At 75.1% G+C, this 17,200-nt stretch carries 15 protein-coding genes; 12 read left to right on the forward strand and 3 right to left on the reverse strand.

Annotation, left to right across the window (positions count from 1 at the left end):
* Positions 1-119 precede the first annotated feature (119 nt).
* The 3 genes from ACIBJE_RS25775 (at position 120) to ACIBJE_RS25785 (ending at position 3,518) form a co-directional block, all read left to right on the forward strand.
* The gene (locus ACIBJE_RS25775) at positions 120-1,241 is read left to right on the forward strand and encodes a cobalamin biosynthesis protein (protein WP_396752589.1); all 1,122 of its coding nucleotides are present in this window, start codon (positions 120-122) and stop codon (positions 1,239-1,241) included.
* On the forward strand, positions 1,238-2,779 hold the full coding sequence (locus ACIBJE_RS25780) for a cobyric acid synthase (RefSeq protein ID WP_396752591.1): 1,542 nt from the start codon (positions 1,238-1,240) through the stop codon (positions 2,777-2,779). Before ACIBJE_RS25775 ends, ACIBJE_RS25780 begins: the two co-directional genes overlap by 4 nt.
* A gap of 130 nt (positions 2,780-2,909) precedes the next feature.
* Positions 2,910-3,518, forward strand: a complete 609-nt coding sequence (locus ACIBJE_RS25785; RefSeq protein ID WP_396752592.1) for a hypothetical protein — start codon at positions 2,910-2,912, stop codon at positions 3,516-3,518.
* Between the two features lie 46 nt (positions 3,519-3,564).
* On the opposite strand, the gene ACIBJE_RS25790 is transcribed toward ACIBJE_RS25785, so the two are convergent.
* Positions 3,565-3,966: a rhodanese-like domain-containing protein gene (locus tag ACIBJE_RS25790; protein ID WP_396752703.1), complete on the reverse strand. Its 402-nt coding sequence runs from the start codon at positions 3,964-3,966 to the stop codon at positions 3,565-3,567.
* Positions 3,967-4,058: 92 nt separating this feature from the next.
* Here ACIBJE_RS25790 and ACIBJE_RS25795 point away from each other — a divergent pair, with 92 nt between their 5' ends.
* The 4 genes from ACIBJE_RS25795 (at position 4,059) to ACIBJE_RS25810 (ending at position 8,001) form a co-directional block, all read left to right on the forward strand.
* A complete protein-coding gene (locus ACIBJE_RS25795; protein WP_396752594.1) occupies positions 4,059-4,712 on the forward strand; it encodes a uridine kinase in 654 nt (217 codons plus the stop codon).
* Positions 4,709-6,076 (forward strand): dipeptidase, encoded by a 1,368-nt coding sequence (locus ACIBJE_RS25800; protein ID WP_396752596.1) that lies wholly within the window; start codon positions 4,709-4,711, stop codon positions 6,074-6,076. The genes ACIBJE_RS25795 and ACIBJE_RS25800 overlap by 4 nt, the downstream gene beginning before the upstream one ends.
* 67 nt (positions 6,077-6,143) lie before the next feature.
* Positions 6,144-6,350: a hypothetical protein gene (locus ACIBJE_RS25805; protein ID WP_396752598.1), complete on the forward strand. Its 207-nt coding sequence runs from the start codon at positions 6,144-6,146 to the stop codon at positions 6,348-6,350.
* Positions 6,351-6,408: 58 nt separating this feature from the next.
* Positions 6,409-8,001 carry an ATP-dependent DNA ligase gene (locus tag ACIBJE_RS25810; protein WP_396752600.1) on the forward strand — a complete coding sequence of 531 codons (1,593 nt, stop codon included), beginning with the start codon at positions 6,409-6,411 and terminating at the stop codon, positions 7,999-8,001.
* Between the two features lie 22 nt (positions 8,002-8,023).
* On the opposite strand, the gene ACIBJE_RS25815 is transcribed toward ACIBJE_RS25810, so the two are convergent.
* Entirely contained in the window at positions 8,024-8,890 is an 867-nt protein-coding gene (locus tag ACIBJE_RS25815) for an SURF1 family protein (protein WP_396752602.1), read from the reverse strand.
* Between the two features lie 266 nt (positions 8,891-9,156).
* On the opposite strand from ACIBJE_RS25815, the gene ACIBJE_RS25820 reads away from it, so the two are divergent.
* Positions 9,157-10,605: a cobyrinate a,c-diamide synthase gene (locus tag ACIBJE_RS25820; RefSeq protein ID WP_396752604.1), complete on the forward strand. Its 1,449-nt coding sequence runs from the start codon at positions 9,157-9,159 to the stop codon at positions 10,603-10,605.
* Complete coding sequence (locus ACIBJE_RS25825) at positions 10,602-11,171, forward strand: GNAT family N-acetyltransferase (RefSeq protein ID WP_396752606.1); 570 nt, start codon at positions 10,602-10,604, stop codon at positions 11,169-11,171. Before ACIBJE_RS25820 ends, ACIBJE_RS25825 begins: the two co-directional genes overlap by 4 nt.
* Positions 11,172-11,219: 48 nt before the next feature.
* Here ACIBJE_RS25825 and ACIBJE_RS25830 read toward each other — a convergent pair whose 3' ends face one another.
* Positions 11,220-13,352, reverse strand: a complete 2,133-nt coding sequence (locus tag ACIBJE_RS25830; protein WP_396752608.1) for a transglycosylase domain-containing protein — start codon at positions 13,350-13,352, stop codon at positions 11,220-11,222.
* 155 nt (positions 13,353-13,507) lie between these two features.
* Between ACIBJE_RS25830 and cobC the strand changes: the two genes are divergently transcribed.
* The 3 genes from cobC (at position 13,508) to cobA (ending at position 16,960) form a co-directional block, all read left to right on the forward strand.
* Complete coding sequence (gene cobC, locus ACIBJE_RS25835; protein WP_396752610.1) at positions 13,508-14,593, forward strand: Rv2231c family pyridoxal phosphate-dependent protein CobC; 1,086 nt, start codon at positions 13,508-13,510, stop codon at positions 14,591-14,593.
* Entirely contained in the window at positions 14,593-15,663 is a 1,071-nt protein-coding gene (cobT, locus tag ACIBJE_RS25840) for a nicotinate-nucleotide--dimethylbenzimidazole phosphoribosyltransferase (RefSeq protein ID WP_396752705.1), read from the forward strand. The genes cobC and cobT overlap by 1 nt, the downstream gene beginning before the upstream one ends.
* A 67-nt stretch (positions 15,664-15,730) precedes the next feature.
* On the forward strand, positions 15,731-16,960 hold the full coding sequence (cobA, locus tag ACIBJE_RS25845) for a uroporphyrinogen-III C-methyltransferase (protein WP_396752612.1): 1,230 nt from the start codon (positions 15,731-15,733) through the stop codon (positions 16,958-16,960).
* Positions 16,961-17,200: the final 240 nt, after the last annotated feature.

Below are 17,200 nucleotides of genomic sequence, written 5' to 3' on the forward strand. Positions count from 1 at the left end.
CGTGCTTCCGGTCGGCGGACACCCTCCGCCACCGGCGCGTCCCGTTCCCGTCACCTGGTCGCCGGGCACCGGGACGCCCGGGTGACGAAGGCTAGGCTTACCGGCCGGAGGTGGTGCGGGTGCGGCAGGCAGTCACCGTCGCCGACGCGGCCGGGCTGGTGGCGGGGTACGCGCTGGACGCGTTCCTCGGCGACCCTCGCCGGTGGCACCCGGTCGCCGGGTTCGGTCGGGCCGCCGGTGCCCTGGAGCGACGTCTCTACCGCCCGGACCGGGCGGCCGGCACGGCGTTCACCGCGCTCGCGGTCGGCGTACCGGTGCTGCTCGGCGCGGCGGGTGCGCTGGCCACCCGGCGGCGACCGGTGGCCCGTGCGGTCCTGGTGGCGGCCGGCACCTGGACGGTGCTCGGCGGTCGCACCCTGCGCCACGAGGCCGAGATGATGGGCCGGGCGCTGCGCGACGACGACCTGCCGGCCGCCCGGCGTCGGCTCAGCCATCTCTGCGGACGCGACCCGTCCGTCCTGGACGAGTCCGAACTCGCCCGTGCCACCGTCGAGTCGGTCGCCGAGAACACCTCCGACGCCGTGGTGGCACCGCTGTTCTGGGGTGCGGTCGCCGGGCTGCCCGGCCTGCTCGGCTACCGGGCGGCGAACACGCTGGACGCGATGGTCGGTCACCGCTCGACCCGGTACGCCCGTTTCGGCACCCCCGCCGCCCGCCTGGACGACCTGCTCAACCTGGCCCCGGCCCGACTGACCGGGCTGCTGACCGTGGCCGTGGCCCCGGTGGCGCGAGGTGACCGGGAGCGGGCCTGGCACGTGTGGCGACGGGACCGGAACGACCATCCGAGCCCCAACGCCGGGCAGTGCGAGTCGGCCATGGCCGGGGCGCTCGGGGTGCGGCTGGGCGGGCGGAACATCTACTTCGGGCGCTCCGAGGTGCGACCGTTCCTCGGCGATGGTCCCCGGCCGGAGGCCCGGCACCTGCGCCGGGCGGCCCGGATCTCCGGTGCGGTCGGCCGGTCCGCGCTCGCGCTGGCCGTCGCCGTCGCGCTGGGCCGGGCGGCACTGGGTCGGGCGGTGCCGCGCCCGACGACGGTGGACCGGTCGGTGCCGGGCCGGGCAGTACCGCGCCCGGCGGGCACGGAAGGGCGAGTGCGGGCGGCGCTGGCCACGGTGGCGTCGGCCCGTGGCACCCGGTCGGGGACGTCCCGGGTCGGGGCAGGGAGAGGGAGAGCAGCATGAGCGGCGGGTTGCTGGTCGCCGGGACCACCTCGGACGCCGGCAAGAGCGTGCTGACCGCCGGCATCTGCCGCTGGCTGCACCGCCGGGGCGTCAAGGTGGCCCCGTTCAAGGCGCAGAACATGTCCAACAACTCGGCCGTGGTGGTCGGGGCGGACGGCCGGGGCGGTGAGATCGGCCGGGCGCAGGCCATGCAGGCTGCGGCCTGCGGGCTCGCCCCGGACCTGCGCTTCAACCCGGTGCTGCTCAAGCCCGGCAGCGATCTGGCCAGTCAGGTGGTGCTCCTCGGCGAGGCGGTCGACACGGTCACCGCCGGCAACTTCCGGGTGCTGCGTCCCCGGCTCGCCGAGACGGCATGGGCCGCCCTCGCCGAGTTGCGCGCCGAGTACGACGTGGTGATCTGCGAGGGGGCGGGCAGCCCGGCCGAGATCAACCTCCGGGACGGCGACTACGTCAACATGGGGCTGGCCCGGCACGCCGGGCTCCCGGTGATCGTCGTCGGCGACATCGACCGGGGTGGGGTGTTCGCCTCGATGTTCGGCACGGTGGCCCTGCTGGACCCGGCCGACCAGGCGCTGGTCGCCGGGTTCGTGGTCAACAAGTTCCGGGGCGACCTCGGCCTGCTCCAGCCCGGCCTGGACATGCTGCGCCAGGTGTCCGGCCGCCCCACGTACGGGGTGCTGCCCTGGCACCTCGACCTCTGGCTGGACGCCGAGGACTCGCTCGCCTACGGCCGGGTGCTCGGCCGGCCGGCCGCCCCGCACGGCGACGAGTGGCTGGACGTGGCCGTCGTCCGGCTGCCCCGGGTCAGCAACGCCACCGACGTCGAGGCGCTCGCCACCGAGCCGGGCGTACGGGTCCGGCTGACCGTCGAGCCGGCCGAACTCGCCGCCGCCGACCTGGTCGTCCTGCCCGGCTCGAAGTCCACCGTGGCCGACCTCGCCTGGCTGCGGAAGACCGGGCTCGCCGACGCGGTCCTCGCCCACGCGGCGGCGGGAAAGCCCCTGCTCGGCATCTGCGGCGGTTTCCAGATGCTCGGGCGGGCGATCCACGACCCGGTGGAGAGCCGGCAGGGCAGCGTGCCGGGGCTCGGGCTGCTGCCCGTCGAGATCACCTTCGACCCGCGTAAGACAGTCCGCCAGTCGGCCGGGGCCGCCTTCGACGACGTCGAGGTCCACGGCTACGAGATCCACCACGGGTACGTCTCCACCGCCGATCCCGACCTGCCCCCGCTGCTCACCTACGCCGACGGCCGGAGCGAGGGAGCCCTGCTCGGCTCGGTGTACGGCACACACTGGCACGGGGCCTTCGAGTCCGACGACTTCCGCCGCCGCTTCCTCACCGAGGTGGCGAGACAGGCCGGGCGGCGTGGCTTCCGGCCGGCCCCGGCCACCTCGTTCGCCGCCGCCCGGGAACGCAGCCTCGACCTCCTCGGCGACCTGGTCGAGGAGCACCTGGACACCGACGCCCTCTGGCGGCTCGTCGAGTCCGGTCCCCCGACCGGCCTGCCCTTCATCCCTCCGGGCGCCCCCACCGGCTGATCGCACGAAGTCCCTTCCGGGCGGGCCGGGTCCATCTGCTCTCCGCCAGGCGGCTCGCCCGGATGCGGGCCGACATCCGTCCTGGTAGGGCCGGGCGTCCGTCCTGAAAGGACTGTGTGAGACTCTGCCGATGCTCACGCTGACGGCCCGGTGGCCGCTTGCCGGGATGGTGCTGCCCCTCGTTCTCGCCGGTTGCGCGGCCGGATCCCGATCTTCGGGGTCGGAGGTCGCCAGTCCCACGCCGACCCGCGAGTACCGCCTGGTCGACGACCTCTGCGACCAGCTCGACCCGACCCCGCTGACCACGCTGAGCGGCATCCCGACCACACAGACGAAGGACACACCGGTCCGCCCCGAGGCCCGGCACCGGAGCCTGAGCTGTGGGCTGTCGGCCGTCGACAGGGAGAACGCGTGGGTCTACAGCCTCCAGGTCACCGTCATCCTCGACGGCGCGGCGACCCCGGCCGCCAAGAAGCTGACCTCGCGGGGGGCGGAGCGGACCGTACCGGACCTGGGCGACCGGGCGTTGATCCACATCGCCGACACCCTAACGCTGGACAATCCCGTGCGCGAGGGCCAGAAGGTCCAGTCGCAGACGGGCATGCTCAGGGTCGTCGAGGGGCGGCTGCACTTGCAGTTGAGCTATAGCGGTCACTCCGGCACCGCGCCGGCCGTCGTCGACGCCGAGGCCCTCCTGACCGGGTACGCGCGGCAGACCCTCGAACTGCTCGGCGGTTGACCGCCAGGAACCGTCGCCGGACCCGACCGGCGGTGGCGGTGGCGGCTCAGTGACGGACGTCGGCGGGACGGTCGGACATCGGCAGGCCCGCCGCCCGCCACGCCTCGACCCCGCCGACCATGTCCGTAGCCCGGTGCAGCCCGAGCGCCCGCAGGCTCGCCGCCGCCAGGCTGGAGCTGTAGCCCTGCCGGCACACCACCACGACCTCCATGTCGTACCCGGTCGCCTCGGGGATCCGCCAGGTGCTGGCCGGGTCCAGCCGCCACTCCAGCACGGTCCGGTCGATCACCAGCACGCCGGGCAGTTCGCCCTGCTCGCGTCGTTGCAGATCGGTGCGGGTGTCGACCACGAGTGCGCCCCGGCCGGCGGCCTGGATCGTCTCGTGCGGGGTGAACCGACGTATGCCGGCCCGCGCCTGTTCGAGCAGGGCGTCGACACCGGGACTCATCACGGAATGGGACACGAACCGATCATGCCGACCCGGCCGGCGACCCGCGCGCCGAACCCCCTCCCGCCACCCGATCGGTAGCGTCGGCGGACGTGGTGGCGGTGGTGGAGGCGTACGCGGAACTGGCCCGGCGGGTGCTGGCCCGGCCGGCACGGTTGGGGCGTACCCGACTGGTGGCGGTCGACGGGCCGAGCGGCGCGGGCAAGAGCGTCTTCGCCGACCGGCTCGCGGACGCCCTGGCCGTGCTGTGCGGCGGCGACCGGCCGCCGGTGGTGCACACCGACGACCTGCTCGACGGCTGGGCCGACCAGTTCACCTTCTGGCCCCGCCTGGAGGAGGGGGTGCTCTCCCCGCTGCGCGCCGGCCGGCCCGGCGGTTACCGCCGCTACAGCTGGGTGCGCCGCGAGTTCCTGCCCCGGGTGGTCCCGGTGCCGGTCACGCCGGTGCTGATCGTGGAGGGGGTCAGCGCGGCCCGCCGGGCGGTCCGCCCCGAGACGACCCTGGCGGTCCTGGTCACCGCACCGGCCGGGCTGCGGTTGACGCGAGCGGTGGCCCGCGACGGCGCGGGGATCCTGCCCGAGCTGCGCCGCTGGCACGCGGGGGAGCAGGCCCACTTCACCGGGGACGGCACGGCGAGCGGCGTCGACCTCGTGGTGGACGGCGCGCCGACCCTGCCGCACGACGGCCGGCACTACTTCGTGCGCCGGACCGGGCCCGGTAAGGCCGGCATACGATGCCGGTCATGACCACTCCGATCATGACCGAGTCCGAGCTGCGGGCCGCCGTCGAGCGGGAACTGCCCGGCGTCCGCGCGGATCTGGAACGCCTCGTCCGCATCCCCGGCATCGCGTTCGACGGCTTCGACCACGCGCAGGTGGAGCGTTCCGCCGAGGCGGTGGCCGAGCTGCTGCGCGGCTGCGGCCTGGAGGCACGGATCGTGCGCTCCGGCGGCCAGCCCGCGGTGATCGGGACGAGGCCCGCCCCGCCCGGCGCGCCCACCGTGCTGCTCTACGCCCACCACGACGTCCAGCCGGTCGGCGACCGGTCCCTGTGGGAGTCCGACCCGTTCGAGCCGGTCGAGCGGGACGGCCGCCTCTACGGCCGGGGCGCCGCCGACGACAAGGCCGGCATCATGGCGCACGTCGCCGCGCTGCGTGCCTTCGGCGACGCGCTGCCGGTCGGGGTGGTGCTGTTCATCGAGGGCGAGGAGGAGTACGGCTCCGACTCCCTGGAGCGTCTCCTCGCCGAGTACCGGGACGAACTCGCCGCGGACGTCATCGTCATCGCCGACTCCACCAACTGGGACATCGGCGTGCCGGCGCTGACCACCTCGTTGCGCGGCATCGTCAACTGCTTCGTCGAGGTGCGTACCCTCGAACACGCCGTGCACAGCGGCATGTTCGGTGGACCTGTCCCGGACGCGCTCACCGCGCTGTCCCGCCTCCTGGCCAGCCTGCACGACGAGGCGGGCGACGTGGCGGTCGAGGGGCTGGCCCGCGCGGCGGACGCGACGGTCGACTACCCGGAGGACCGGTTCCGTGCGGAGGCCGGCCTGGTCGACGGGGTGTCGCTGATCGGCACCGGCGGGATCACCGACCGGATCTGGGCCCGTCCGTCGGTCGCGGTGCTCGGCATCGACGCACCGGCCACCGCCGAGGCCCCGAACGCCCTGGTCCCGGCGGCCAAGGCCAAGCTGAGCGTACGACTGGCGGCGGGTGACGACCCGAAGCGGGCGTACCAGGCCATCCGGACCCACCTGGAGCGGCACGCCCCCTGGGGAGCACGGGTGGAGGTCACCCTGGAGCACGACGGCGCGCCCTGCGTCATCGACTGCTCCGGCCCGTTGTTCGACGCGGCCCGCGCGGCCTTCCGGGCCGCCTGGGACGGCACCGAGCCGGTGGAGACCGGGATCGGCGGCTCGATCCCGTTCATCGCGACCTTCCAGGAGATGTTCCCGCAGGCGGCGATCATGGTGACCGGGGTGGAGGACCCGCACTCCCGGGCGCACGGGCCGAACGAGAGCCTGCACCTCGGCGAGTTCGCCCGGGTCTGCCTGGCCGAGACGCTGTTGCTGGCCAAGGTCGCCGAGGCGGGCACCAAGCGGAACTGACCGGACACGCGGTCCGATTTCCGGGATTCCGGCACGTCAGGGACGCCGGTACGCTAGCCTCTCGAACATGAGTACGAACGAGGTGATGGTGCGGCTGGAGGCCGCGGTCAGCGCTCTGGGGGACGTCGACGTCTCCGCCTGGCCCGACGAGATGCTCCGTGAGCGGCTCGGCGAGCTGTCCACCGCGCTGGTCGCGCTCGACGCTCTCCTGGCGCGGGTCGCCGGCCAGGTCCGGGACCGTGGCCTGCGGATCGAGGAGCCGGTCTCGGCCTGAGCCGTTCCCGACCGGGTCTTCCGGCGGATGGCCGGTGTCGTCGGAGGTGGCTGGCAGGATGGGAGCCGTGCGGTTCCTCGACCTGGCGGCCACCTCCGCCGCGGTCAGCGCCACCAGCGGCCGGCGGGCCAAGGTGGAACTGCTCGCGGAGGCGTTGCGCGCGCTCGACCCGGCGGAGGTGCCGGCCGGCGCCGGCTGGCTCGCCGGCGAACTGCGCCAGCGCCAGACCGGTGTGGGCTGGGCGAGCCTCAGCGACCTGCCGCCACCGGCCGGCGTGCCGACCCTGACCGTGGCCTCGGTCGACGCGGCGGTCGACGAGATCGCCGCCGTGCACGGGCCCGGCTCCCAGGCCCGCCGTCGGGCCCTGCTGCACGCCCTCTTCGCCGCGGCCACCGCCGCCGAGCAGCGCATGCTGGTCGGCCTGCTCAGCGGCGAGCTACGCCAGGGCGCGCAGGCCGGGCTGCTCGCCGACGCCGTCGCCCGCGCCGCCGACGTGCCGCTCGGCGCGGTCCGCCGGGCCCTGCTCGTCGCCGGTGACCTCCGCGCGGTGGCGGTCGCCGCCCTCGACGGGGGTGCCGCCGCGCTGGCCGGGTTCGGGCTGCGGGTCGGGCGTCCCCTCGCCCCGATGCTGGCCCAGAGCGCGCCCACGGTGGCCGACGCGCTCACCGCCACCGGGGCTCCCGCCGTCGTCGACGTCAAGCTCGACGGCATCCGGATCCAGGTGCACCGCTCCGGCTCCGACATCGCCGTCTTCACCCGCAGCCTCGACGAGATCACCTCGCGGGTCCCCGAGGTGGTGGCGGCCGTCCGCGCGCTGCCCGCCCGGGAACTGGTGCTCGACGGGGAGGCGATCGGGCTCGACGCCACCGGGCGGCCGTTGCCGTTCCAGGAGACGTCCAGCCGGGCCGCCCGTCGCACCACCGCCAGCACCGCCGGCCGGACCCCGGTCGCCCCGGCCGTGCTCGCCGCCGCCGCCACGACCGGCGGCACCGTCCTGACGCCGTACTTCTTCGACCTGCTGCACCTCGACGGCGAAGATCTGATCGACCTGCCGGGCCGGGAACGCTGGGCCGCGCTGGCCGGGGCGGTCGACGCCGAACTGCTGGTCGGGCGGACGGAGGTCGACGGCCCGGAAGCGGCGGCGGCGGCCTTCACCGCCGCGCTGGCCGCCGGCCAGGAGGGGGTGGTGGTCAAGTCCCCCGACGCGCGGTACGACGCCGGCCGGCGTGGGGCGGCCTGGGTGAAGGTGAAGCCCCGGCACACCCTCGACCTGGTCGTCCTCGCCGTGGAGTGGGGCAGCGGCCGGCGGCGGGGCTGGCTGTCCAACCTCCACCTGGGCGCGCGGGACCCGGCCACCGGTGGCTTCGTGATGCTCGGCAAGACCTTCAAGGGGCTCACCGACGAGCTGCTGCGCTGGCAGACCGAGCGGTTCCTCTCGCTCGCCGTGGAGCGGGGCGAGCACGTGGTGCGGGTCCGCCCCGAGCAGGTGGTCGAGATCGCCTTCGACGGGGTGCAGACCAGCCCCCGGTACCCGGGCGGGGTGGCGCTGCGTTTCGCCCGGGTGGTGCGCTACCGCGACGACAAGAGCGCCGCCGAGGCGGACACCATCGACGCCGTCCGCGCCCTGCGTCCGGCACCGTCCACCGGCTGACCGACCGGGCCGGATCGGCAGGTCAGACCGGGCCGGTCCGGGTGGGCTCCTCGAGCCGGTCGCCCGGGGGCTGCTCGACCCGGTCGTCCGGGGCCTCCTCGAGCCGGTCACCCGAGGGGCGGCGGACGCCGGCCAGCCGGTGCGCCTCCCGACGGGCCACCCAGCCGTACGCGACCAGCGTCATCGCGGCGAAGAGCCACCACTGCACCACGTAGCCGAGGTTCTGCCAGTTGTTCTCGTGCCGCACCGGCACCGCCTGGAAGACCGGGTCGGCGGCCGGGGTCTGCTCGTCGAGCAGCAGGTACGCCCCGTGCAGCGGGTAGGGCAGTTCGCGAGCGAGCTGGTTGACGCCGATCCGGCGGGTCTCCAACCGACCGTCGCGCCGCTCGACGGCGCCCGCTCCGCTCTCGCTGAGCCGGACCCGGCCGACCACGGTCACCTCACCACCCGGCGTGGCCGGCAGCTCGGGCCGCGCGGTCGCGTCCCCGCCGGGGGTGGGCGGCACCCAGCCCCGGTCCACCAGGACGGCCGAGCCGTCGGCCAGCAACAGTGGGGTGACCAGCTCGAAGCCGACCTGGCGGTCGACGCTGCGCCCCCGGATCCAGACCGAGTTCGCCGCGTCGTACCGGCCGGTGACGGTGACCCGGGTCCAGACGTCCTCCGCGTCCGGCACGGCCCCGGTCGTGCCGGACGATCCGGCCGGTGCGGCGAGCACGTCGCCCAGCGGCACCGGCGTCATCCGCGCGGTCGCGTCGATGCGCTCGTTGATCGCCGAGCGTCCCTGGTAGCGGTCGAGCTGCCAGTTGCCGAGCTGCACCATCACCGCGGCGGCGACCAGTGCCAGCACGAGGTAGCCCAGCCAGCGTGGCGTCAGGAGGAACCGGTACACGCCCCGAGGCTACTCGTATGACGAGAGCCACTGCCCCGGACCGGTGGACGGCCGAGGGCGGGCACCCCCCCGTCGAACCCCGGGGTGCCGCCGACGGATGATCCCATCGGTGCGTGGCGGGTCGGTTACCGCGATTCGGCGGAGTGGTTGGGTATCGTCACGCGGGCGAACCGTCGGGCGGCGTCCGGGTCACCGTGGCACGACCGCCCGCGCGCCGCCACCGACCGTGCGCGTTCGCCGCGTACCGCCGCCACGGAGGATCGATCATGAGCGTCGTGCCACGTCTCGTGGTCGCCGCGCCCTCGTCGGGGCACGGCAAGAACGCCGTCTCGATCGGCCTGGTCGCCGCCTTCCGGAAACGGGGTCTGGACGTCGCCGGGTTCAAGGTGGGGCCGGACCACGCCGACGCCGCCTACCTCGGGTTGGCCGCCGACGGCCGGCCCGGCCGTAACCTCGACCCGCGACTGGTCGGGCCGGAACGGGTCGCCCCGCTCTTCGCGTACGGGGCGGCCGGGGCGAAGCTGGCGCTGGTGCAGGGCACCATGGGCCTCTACGACAGCGTCGCCGGCCCGTCCGAGGTCGGGTCCACCGCCGCGGTCGCCACGACACTGCGCAGTCCGGTGGTGCTGGTGGTCGACGTGTCGGCGATGGGGCAGTCGGTGGCCGCGCTGGTGCACGGCTTCCGCTCCTACGACGAGCTGCTCTGGCTGGGCGGGGTGATCCTCAACCGGGTCGCCTCGCCACGGCACGAGGGGCTGCTGCGGGAGTCCCTCGACGACATCGGCGTACCGGTCTTCGGGTCGCTGCGTCCGGGGGACCTGCCCCCGATGTTCCCGGCCCGGTCGTACGGGATGGTGCCGGCGCTGACCGGCGACCCGGAGGTGACCCGGGCGGTCCGGCGGCTGGGGGAGGGGATCGCCGACCGGGTCGACCTGGACGGGCTGCTCGGGTTGGCCCGCTCCGCGCCGTCGCTGGCCGTCGAGCCGTGGTCACCCGGCGGGCCGACCGCGGTCGCCCCGCCCGACCGCCCGGTGGTCGCGCTCGCCGGGACCAGGCGCGGGAGCTACGGGTACGCCGAGACCGGGGAACTGCTCGCCGCCGCCGGGGCCGAGGTGGTCCCGGTGGACCCGTTCCGCGACGAGGCCCTGCCGGTGGGCACCGGGGCGCTGGTCGTGGGTTCAGGGCTTCCCGAGGCGTACGCGGAGCAGCTCTCCGCCAACGGCCGGCTCCGCGCGGCGGTGGCGGAGCTGGCCCGCGCCGGCCGCCCGGTGCTGGCCGAGGGGGCGGGCCTGCTCTGGCTGGCCCGGGAACTGGACGGCCGGCCGATGTGCGGGGTGCTCGACGCGACCGGGACGACCCACGAGGGCATGGTGCTCGGCTACCGGGAGGCGACCGTCGCGACGGAGAGCCTAATGGCGCCCCGGGGGACGGTACACAACGGCTACAAGCAGCACCGGGCGGTGCTCACGCCGCGGGCCGGGGAGCGCCCGGCCTGGAAGTGGCCGGGCGGCCCGCCCGAGGGGCACGTCTGGTCCGGTGGGTACGCCTCACAGCTCGCCCTGCACTGGGCCGGCGCGCCGGACGTCGCCGCCCGGCTGGTCGCCGCCGCCGTGGCAGCCACCCGGCGTGCCCCGGTGCCGACCAGCCCCGGACCTGCCGGACCGGCCGGCGTCGCCCCGGCCCGGGTCGGCCGCACCCCGGGGGTCCCGGCGTGATCGGGCAGGTGGCGGTACGCCGATTCCCGGACCTGACCGTCTCCACCCCGCGCACCGAGGTACGCCGGCACACCGCGCGGGACGCCGACCCGGTCTCGGGGATCTTCGCGGACCGGTTGACCCAGCGCTGGTTGCCGCTGGCCGACGAGTCGGGGCAGATCGACGGGCTGGCCTGGTGCACGGACCTGGCCCGGCAACGGCGGGACAGCGGCGACGGCGACCACTTCGCGGTGGTCCGCCGGGAGGACGCCCGGGTGGTCGGCTGCCTCTGGACCAGACGGACCGACTGGGGTGCCCGGCTCACCGAGGTCTCGTACGCGATGGCGCCGGAGGCGCGGGGCTACGGCCTGGCGGCGGAGGCCGTCCTCGCGCTGGCCATCGCGCTGATCCTGGAGCACGGGTTCCAGCGGGTCGAGTTGCGGGTGGCACCGGGCAACGTGGCGTCCCGGCGGGTGGCCGAGAAGGCCGGGTTCAGCTACGAGGGCCTGCTGCGCAACGCCGGCTACGTCCGCGGCAACCGCGTCGACCTGGAACTCTGGTCCTTCGTCACCGCCGACCTGCGCTGACGGCGTTCCCCGGATCCGGCCCCGTCGTACCGGGGCGGGACGGGTGGGTCAGCCGACCATGCGGTCGGGTGGCGGGGTGAAGTTGCGGCTTGGCTGGTCCTTGAGGGCGTCCCGGAGGGTCCTGGCGACCGCGTCGATCGGTTTCTGTGACTGGCCGTCGCCGACCGCGTTGAACGGGTTGTCCGGGTCGGCGATGAAGCTCGCCGCCGCCAGTTCCGGGGTGTAGCCGACGAACCAGGCGGACCGGGTGCTGTCGGTGGTACCGGTCTTGCCGGCGACCGGGCGGCCGACCGTACCCCGGACGCTGTCGGCGGTGGACCAGCCCCCGCAGCTTCCCCGGGCCGGCGTGTCGCCGGTCGGGCACCGGGCCGCGTCGGTGGCGGCCTGGGCGGCGCCGGCGTCCACCACCTGCCGGCAGCGCGGCTTGGCCACCTCCCGTTCCAGCCCGGCCGGGGTCCGGTAGGTCGCCGGGGCACCGTCCCGGTTGGTGATCGACAGCACCGGGATCGCCTCGCAGTAGCGGCCGTCGGCGGCGATCGCCGCGTACGCGTTGGCCAGCTCCAGCGGCGTCGCGTCGGAGACGCCGAGGGTGAACGCGCCCCACGTCTTCGCCTTCTCCGGCGACGCGTGGTGCCGGTCGACGTCGGTGCGCCAGCGCAGCCCGAGCTGTTCGGCGAGGCGGACCGCCCGGTCCGCGCCGACCTTCTCCTCCAGCCAGACGAAGTACGTGTTCACCGACTTGCCGAAGCCGGACCACATGGTCTGGGTGCCGCTCATCGCCCCGCTCGCGTTCGACGGCGCCCAGCCGTCGTAGACCTCGGAGCGGTACCGGTGCGGCGCGTTGAACGAGGTGGAGAGCGGCATGCCGGCGTCCAGGGCGGCGAGCATCGGGAACATCTTGAACGTCGACCCGGCCTGGTAGCCGGGGAGGGTGCCGCCGCCGAGCAGCGGGGCGACCGTGTTCGGGAAGTTGGCCTTGACCTTCGGGTCGGCCTCCGGGTTCGAGGTCGGCGGGTTCTCGCTGGTGTCCAGGGAGTACGTCCGGTTCACCGCCATCGCCTTGATCCGGCCGGTGCCCGGCTCGGCGACGACCAGCCCGTGCGCGTACGGGCTGCCGGTGCTGCCCTCGGCGTCGATGTTCTTCTCCGCGGCCTCCTGGATCTTCGGGTCGATGCTGAGCACGATCCGGTAGCCGCCCCGGCGTAGTTCGTCGATGCGTTCCAGCCGGTTCTCGCCGAAGGCGGGTTGGGCGCTCCACCAGTTCTTCAGGTAGTCGCAGGCGAAGCCGAGGCTGTTGTGCCGCTGCGGGATCGAGGCGCAGTCGTTGCGCGGGTCGCTCTGGTCGATCCGCAGCGGCTCGGTGTGGGCCCGCGCGGCGGCCTCCGGCGAGAGGTAGCCGAGCTGACCCATCCGGTCCAGCACGTAGTTGCGCCGGCCGATCGCCTCCTGCTGGTCGGAGGTGACCGGGTCGTACTCGGACGGGGACTTGACCAGGCCGGCCAGGGTGGCGGATTCGACCGGGGTCAGATCCTTCGGCTTCTTGGAGAAGAAGATCTGCGCGGCGGCGTAGATGCCGTACGCCCGGTGCCCGAAGTAGGCCGAGTTCAGGTAGCGCTCGAGGATGTCCTCCTTCGACATCTGCTTCTCCACGTCCAGGGCGAGCCGCATCTCCCTGATCTTGCGGATGCTGGTCTGGGCGGTCGCCTCCTGCACCTCCTGCGGCGTGGTGGCGCTGTCCCGCAGGGCCATCCGGACGTACTGCATGGTGATCGTCGACGCGCCCTGGGAGACGCCGCCGGACTGCGAGTTGGCGACGAACGCCCGGACCACGCCCTTCGGGTCCACGCCTCGGTGCTGGTAGAAGCGGGAGTCCTCGGCGGCCACCATGGCCTGCTGCATGCTCGGCGCGATGTCCTTGAGCTTCGTGTACTGCCGGTACTCCTCGTAGAACATGGTCAGCACGGTCTTGCCGTCGGCGGCGTAGACGTACGAGGTCTCGGCGGGCAGCGTGGCGCGGAGCAGGTCGGCCTTGTGTTCGGAGAACTCCGCGCCGACCCTGGCGCCGATGCCGGCGGCGGCCACGATCGGGTACGCCACGGCGGCCAGGATGATCCCGGCGATCAGTCCGGCACGGAGGAGAGGGACACAACGACCAAGGGAGGAAAGGGGTCGGTAGCTCACGCCGTCAAGCTATGACATATCCCGTTAAGAGATGAGTCATATTCATAATTCGTTCGAGGGATGGGACTTGGCCGGCGGGCCGGTCCGACGGTGGTGACGTGCCCCACGCCCCGATCCGCTGTCCCGCGCGCCGGCTTCCCGGCAGGATCGCGGGCATGCGTGGTCAGCCGATCGGAGCGCCCCCGGGCGTCGTGCCGGAACCCGACCTCGGCCACCACGGTGACGTCGAGGTCGGCGCGGGTCTGGTGGACCTCGCGGTCAACGTCCGCCGGGCCCCGATGCCGCCCTGGCTGACCGGGCCGTTGACCGCCGCCCTGACGGACCTCGCCCGCTACCCCGACCCGGCCCCGGCCCGCGCGGCGGTCGCCGCCCGGCACCGCCGCCCCCCGGCGGAGGTGCTGCTCACCGCCGGGGCCGCCGAGGGCTTCGTGCTGATCGCGCAGGCCCTGCGCGGGATACGCCGACCGGTGGTGGTGCACCCGCAGTTCACCGAGCCGGAGGCCGCGCTCGCCGCCGCCGGGCACCGGGTGGAGCGGGTGCTGCTCGACGCGGCTGACGGGTTCCGGCTCGATCCGGCCCGGGTGCCCGCCGACGCCGACCTGGTCATGATCGGTAACCCCACCAACCCGACCTCCGTGCTGCATCCGGCCGCGACGATCGCCGCGCTGGCCCGCCCCGGCCGGGTCCTGGTGGTGGACGAGGCGTTCGCCGACACCACCGCCACGCCCGGGGTGCCGGGCGAGCCGGAGTCGCTCGCCGGTCGGCGCGACCTGCCCGGACTGCTCGTGCTGCGCAGCCTCACCAAGACCTGGGGGCTGGCCGGGCTGCGGATCGGCTACCTGCTCGGCGAGGCCGCCCTGGTCGACCGGCTGGCCCGCGTCCAGCCGCTCTGGGCGGTCTCCACCCCGGCACTGGCCGCCGCGACCGCCTGCGCCGCGCCGGAGGCGGTCGCCGCCGAACGCGCCATCGCCGCGCGTCTCGCCGCCGACCGCGACCACCTGCTGGCCCGCCTCGCCACCCTGCCCGGGATACGCGTCGCGGGCCGCCCGGCCAGCGCGTTCGTGCTGCTGGAGATCCCCGGCGCGGACCGGATCCGGCTGGCCCTGCGCGACCGGGGCTGGGCGGTACGCCGGGGCGACACGTTTCCCGGGCTGGGCCCGGACTGGCTGCGCGTGGCGGTCCGCGACCCGGCGACCACCGACGCGTTCACCGAGGTACTGGCGCAAATCCTGGAGGCGTGATGTTGGAGACCACGATCGCGGCGATCGGCCCGCTCGACCAGACGGCCATGGCCGCCGCCCGGGACCTCCAGGCCCGGCTGACCAAGCCGGCCGGTTCCCTCGGCGCCCTGGAGGAGCTCTCGGTACGCCTCGCCGGCCTGGCCGGCACCTGCCCACCGCCGCTGCCCGAACCGGCCGCAGTGGCGATCTTCGCCGGGGACCACGGCGTCCACGCCCAGGGGGTCACCCCCTGGCCGCAGGAGGTCACCGCGCAGATGATCGGCAACTTCCTGGCCGGCGGGGCGGTGGTGAACGCCTTCGCCCGCCAGGCCGGCGCCTCGGTCACCGTGGTCGACGTCGGCGTGGCCACCCCGCTGCCGCCCGCCGTCGACGACGCGGCCGACGCCCCCCGGCTGGTGGCGGCGAACGTCCGCCCCGGCACCCGCGACCTGGCCGTCACCGCCGCGCTGACCCGGGACGAGGCACGGGCGGCGGTGGAGACCGGCATCCGGGTCGCCGAAGACCTGATCGCGGCGGGGGCCGGCATCCTGCTCACCGGGGACATGGGCATCGCCAACACCACCCCGTCGGCCGCCCTGGTCGCCGCCTTCACCGGGGCCGACCCGGCCGAGGTGACCGGCCGGGGCACCGGGGTGGACGACGAGACGTACCGGCGGAAGGTGGACGTGGTGCGGCGGGCGCTGCACCGGCACCGCCCCGACCCGGCCGACCCGCTCGGTGTGCTCGCCACCGTCGGTGGCCTGGAGCACGCGGCGCTGACCGGGCTGATCCTGGCCGCCGCCGCCCGCCGGATCCCGGTGCTGCTGGACGGCGTGATCGCGGTCTCCGCCGCGCTCGCCGCCGCCGCCCTCGCGCCGGACGCGGTGGGCGCGATGGTCGCCGGGCACCGCTCCGCCGAGCCGGGCGCCACCGTCGCCCTGCGCCACCTCGGCCTCGATCCCCTGGTCGACCTGGGACTGCGCCTCGGTGAGGGCACCGGCGCGCTGCTCGCCCTGCCGGTGGTGACCGGGGCGGCCCGGGTGCTGCACGAGGTGGCCACCTTCGACGCGGCGGGAGTGGCCGAGAAGTGAGCGAGCGAACCATCGGGCTCGGTGGCGGGGCGTCTCGCGCCGCCGGGGAGCGGAGCGAGGCGGCGGCGTGAGCGTGAACCCGTACCCGCTGGGGTTGCGGCTGGCCGGCCGGCGGGTGGTCGTGGTGGGCGGCGGTACGGTCGCCACCCGCCGGGTGCCGGCGTTGCTGGACGCCGGTGCGGACGTCCTGCTGGTCTCCCCGGAGCTCACCCCGGCGCTGCGTGCGCACGTCGACGCCGGACGGCTGCACTGGGAGCCGCGTCGCTTCGTCCCGGCCGACCTGAACGGGGCGTGGCTGGTCCACGTGGCCGTGGACGACCGGGCCGCCGCCGCGGCGGTCAGCGCCGTCGCCGCCGAACGGCGGATCTTCTGCGTACGCGCCGACGACCGGTTCGCCGCCAGTGCCTGGACCCCTGCGGTGACCCGGCACGGTCCGGTCACCGTCGCCGTGCTCGGTGGCGGCGACCCGCACCGGTCCCGGGCGACCCGTGACGCCGTCCGGGCGCTGCTGGACGGCCCGGACAGCCCTCTGCGGCCGACCGCCACGGCGGCGGGGACGCGGCGGCGGGTCGGGCAGGTGGCGTTGGTCGGGGCGGGGCCGGGCGACCCGGAGCTGATCACCCTGCGGGGCTGGCGGCTGCTCGCCGAGGCCGACGTGGTGGTCGCCGACCGGCTGGTGCCCGGACTTCTCCTCGACGAGCTGCACCCTGACGTCGAACTGGTCGACGCCTCGAAGATCCCGTACGGGCCGTCCCGGGCCCAGGAGGAGATCAACCGGATCCTGGTGGACCGGGCGTCGGCCGGCGCGTTCGTGGTCCGGCTCAAGGGCGGCGACCCGTACGTCTTCGGCCGGGGCGGCGAGGAGTTGCTCGCCTGCACGGCGGCCGGCGTGCCGGTGACCGTGGTACCGGGGGTGACCAGCTCGATCGCGGTTCCGGCGCTGGCCGGCATCCCGGTCACCCATCGGGGGGTGGCCCACGAGTTCACCGTGGTCTCCGGGCACCTCGCGCCGGATCATCCGGAGTCCCGGGTGAACTGGCCGGCCTTGGCCGCGCTGCGCGGCACGCTGGTGATCCTGATGGGCCTGAAGAATCTGCCGGCGATCACCGCCACCCTGCTCGCGCACGGCCGCGACCCGGCCACCCCGGCGGCCGTGGTGCAGGAGGGCACGACCTCCGCCCAGCGCGCGATCCACTCCACGCTGGCCGGGGTGGCGGCGGACGCGGAGGCCGCCGGCCTGCGTCCACCCGCCGTGGTGGTGCTCGGCGACGTCGTCGCCGCCCTGCCGCGCCCGTGACCCCGGCCCGGCCCCGCCGGCTCGGCTTCGGGCCGCGGTCTCGCCGATCCGCGGCTCGGCTTCGGGCCGCGGTCTCGCCGATCCGGGGGTGTCCCAGCCGTGCGGCACCCCCGGATCGGCGAAACAGGTGGGGGTGTCGCATATTTGGGGGTGTCGGCGTGGTCGCGGTGGCGCGGAGTCGACCACGGGGGCGTAGACGAACGGCGGCGGGGGACCGGAGTCCCCCGCCGCCGTTGTCGT

It is taken from the genome of Micromonospora sp. NPDC050187 (assembly GCF_044459745.1).
In the GTDB taxonomy this organism is placed as follows: Bacteria; Actinomycetota; Actinomycetes; order Mycobacteriales; family Micromonosporaceae; genus Micromonospora.

Bases quoted from the DNA above. Each gene is read 5' to 3' on its own strand.
- ACIBJE_RS25780 (WP_396752591.1), top strand. From the start codon at position 1,238: ATGAGCGGCGGGTTGCTGGTCGCCGGGACCACCTCGGACGCCGGCAAG.
- ACIBJE_RS25785 (WP_396752592.1), top strand. From the start codon at position 2,910: ATGCTCACGCTGACGGCCCGGTGGCCGCTTGCCGGGATGGTGCTGCCC.
- ACIBJE_RS25790 (WP_396752703.1), bottom strand. From the start codon at position 3,966: ATGAGTCCCGGTGTCGACGCCCTGCTCGAACAGGCGCGGGCCGGCATA.
- ACIBJE_RS25800 (WP_396752596.1), top strand. From the start codon at position 4,709: ATGACCACTCCGATCATGACCGAGTCCGAGCTGCGGGCCGCCGTCGAG.
- ACIBJE_RS25805 (WP_396752598.1), top strand. From the start codon at position 6,144: ATGAGTACGAACGAGGTGATGGTGCGGCTGGAGGCCGCGGTCAGCGCT.
- ACIBJE_RS25810 (WP_396752600.1), top strand. From the start codon at position 6,409: ATGGGAGCCGTGCGGTTCCTCGACCTGGCGGCCACCTCCGCCGCGGTC.
- ACIBJE_RS25820 (WP_396752604.1), top strand. From the start codon at position 9,157: ATGAGCGTCGTGCCACGTCTCGTGGTCGCCGCGCCCTCGTCGGGGCAC.
- cobC (WP_396752610.1), top strand. From the start codon at position 13,508: ATGCGTGGTCAGCCGATCGGAGCGCCCCCGGGCGTCGTGCCGGAACCC.
- cobT (WP_396752705.1), top strand. From the start codon at position 14,593: ATGTTGGAGACCACGATCGCGGCGATCGGCCCGCTCGACCAGACGGCC.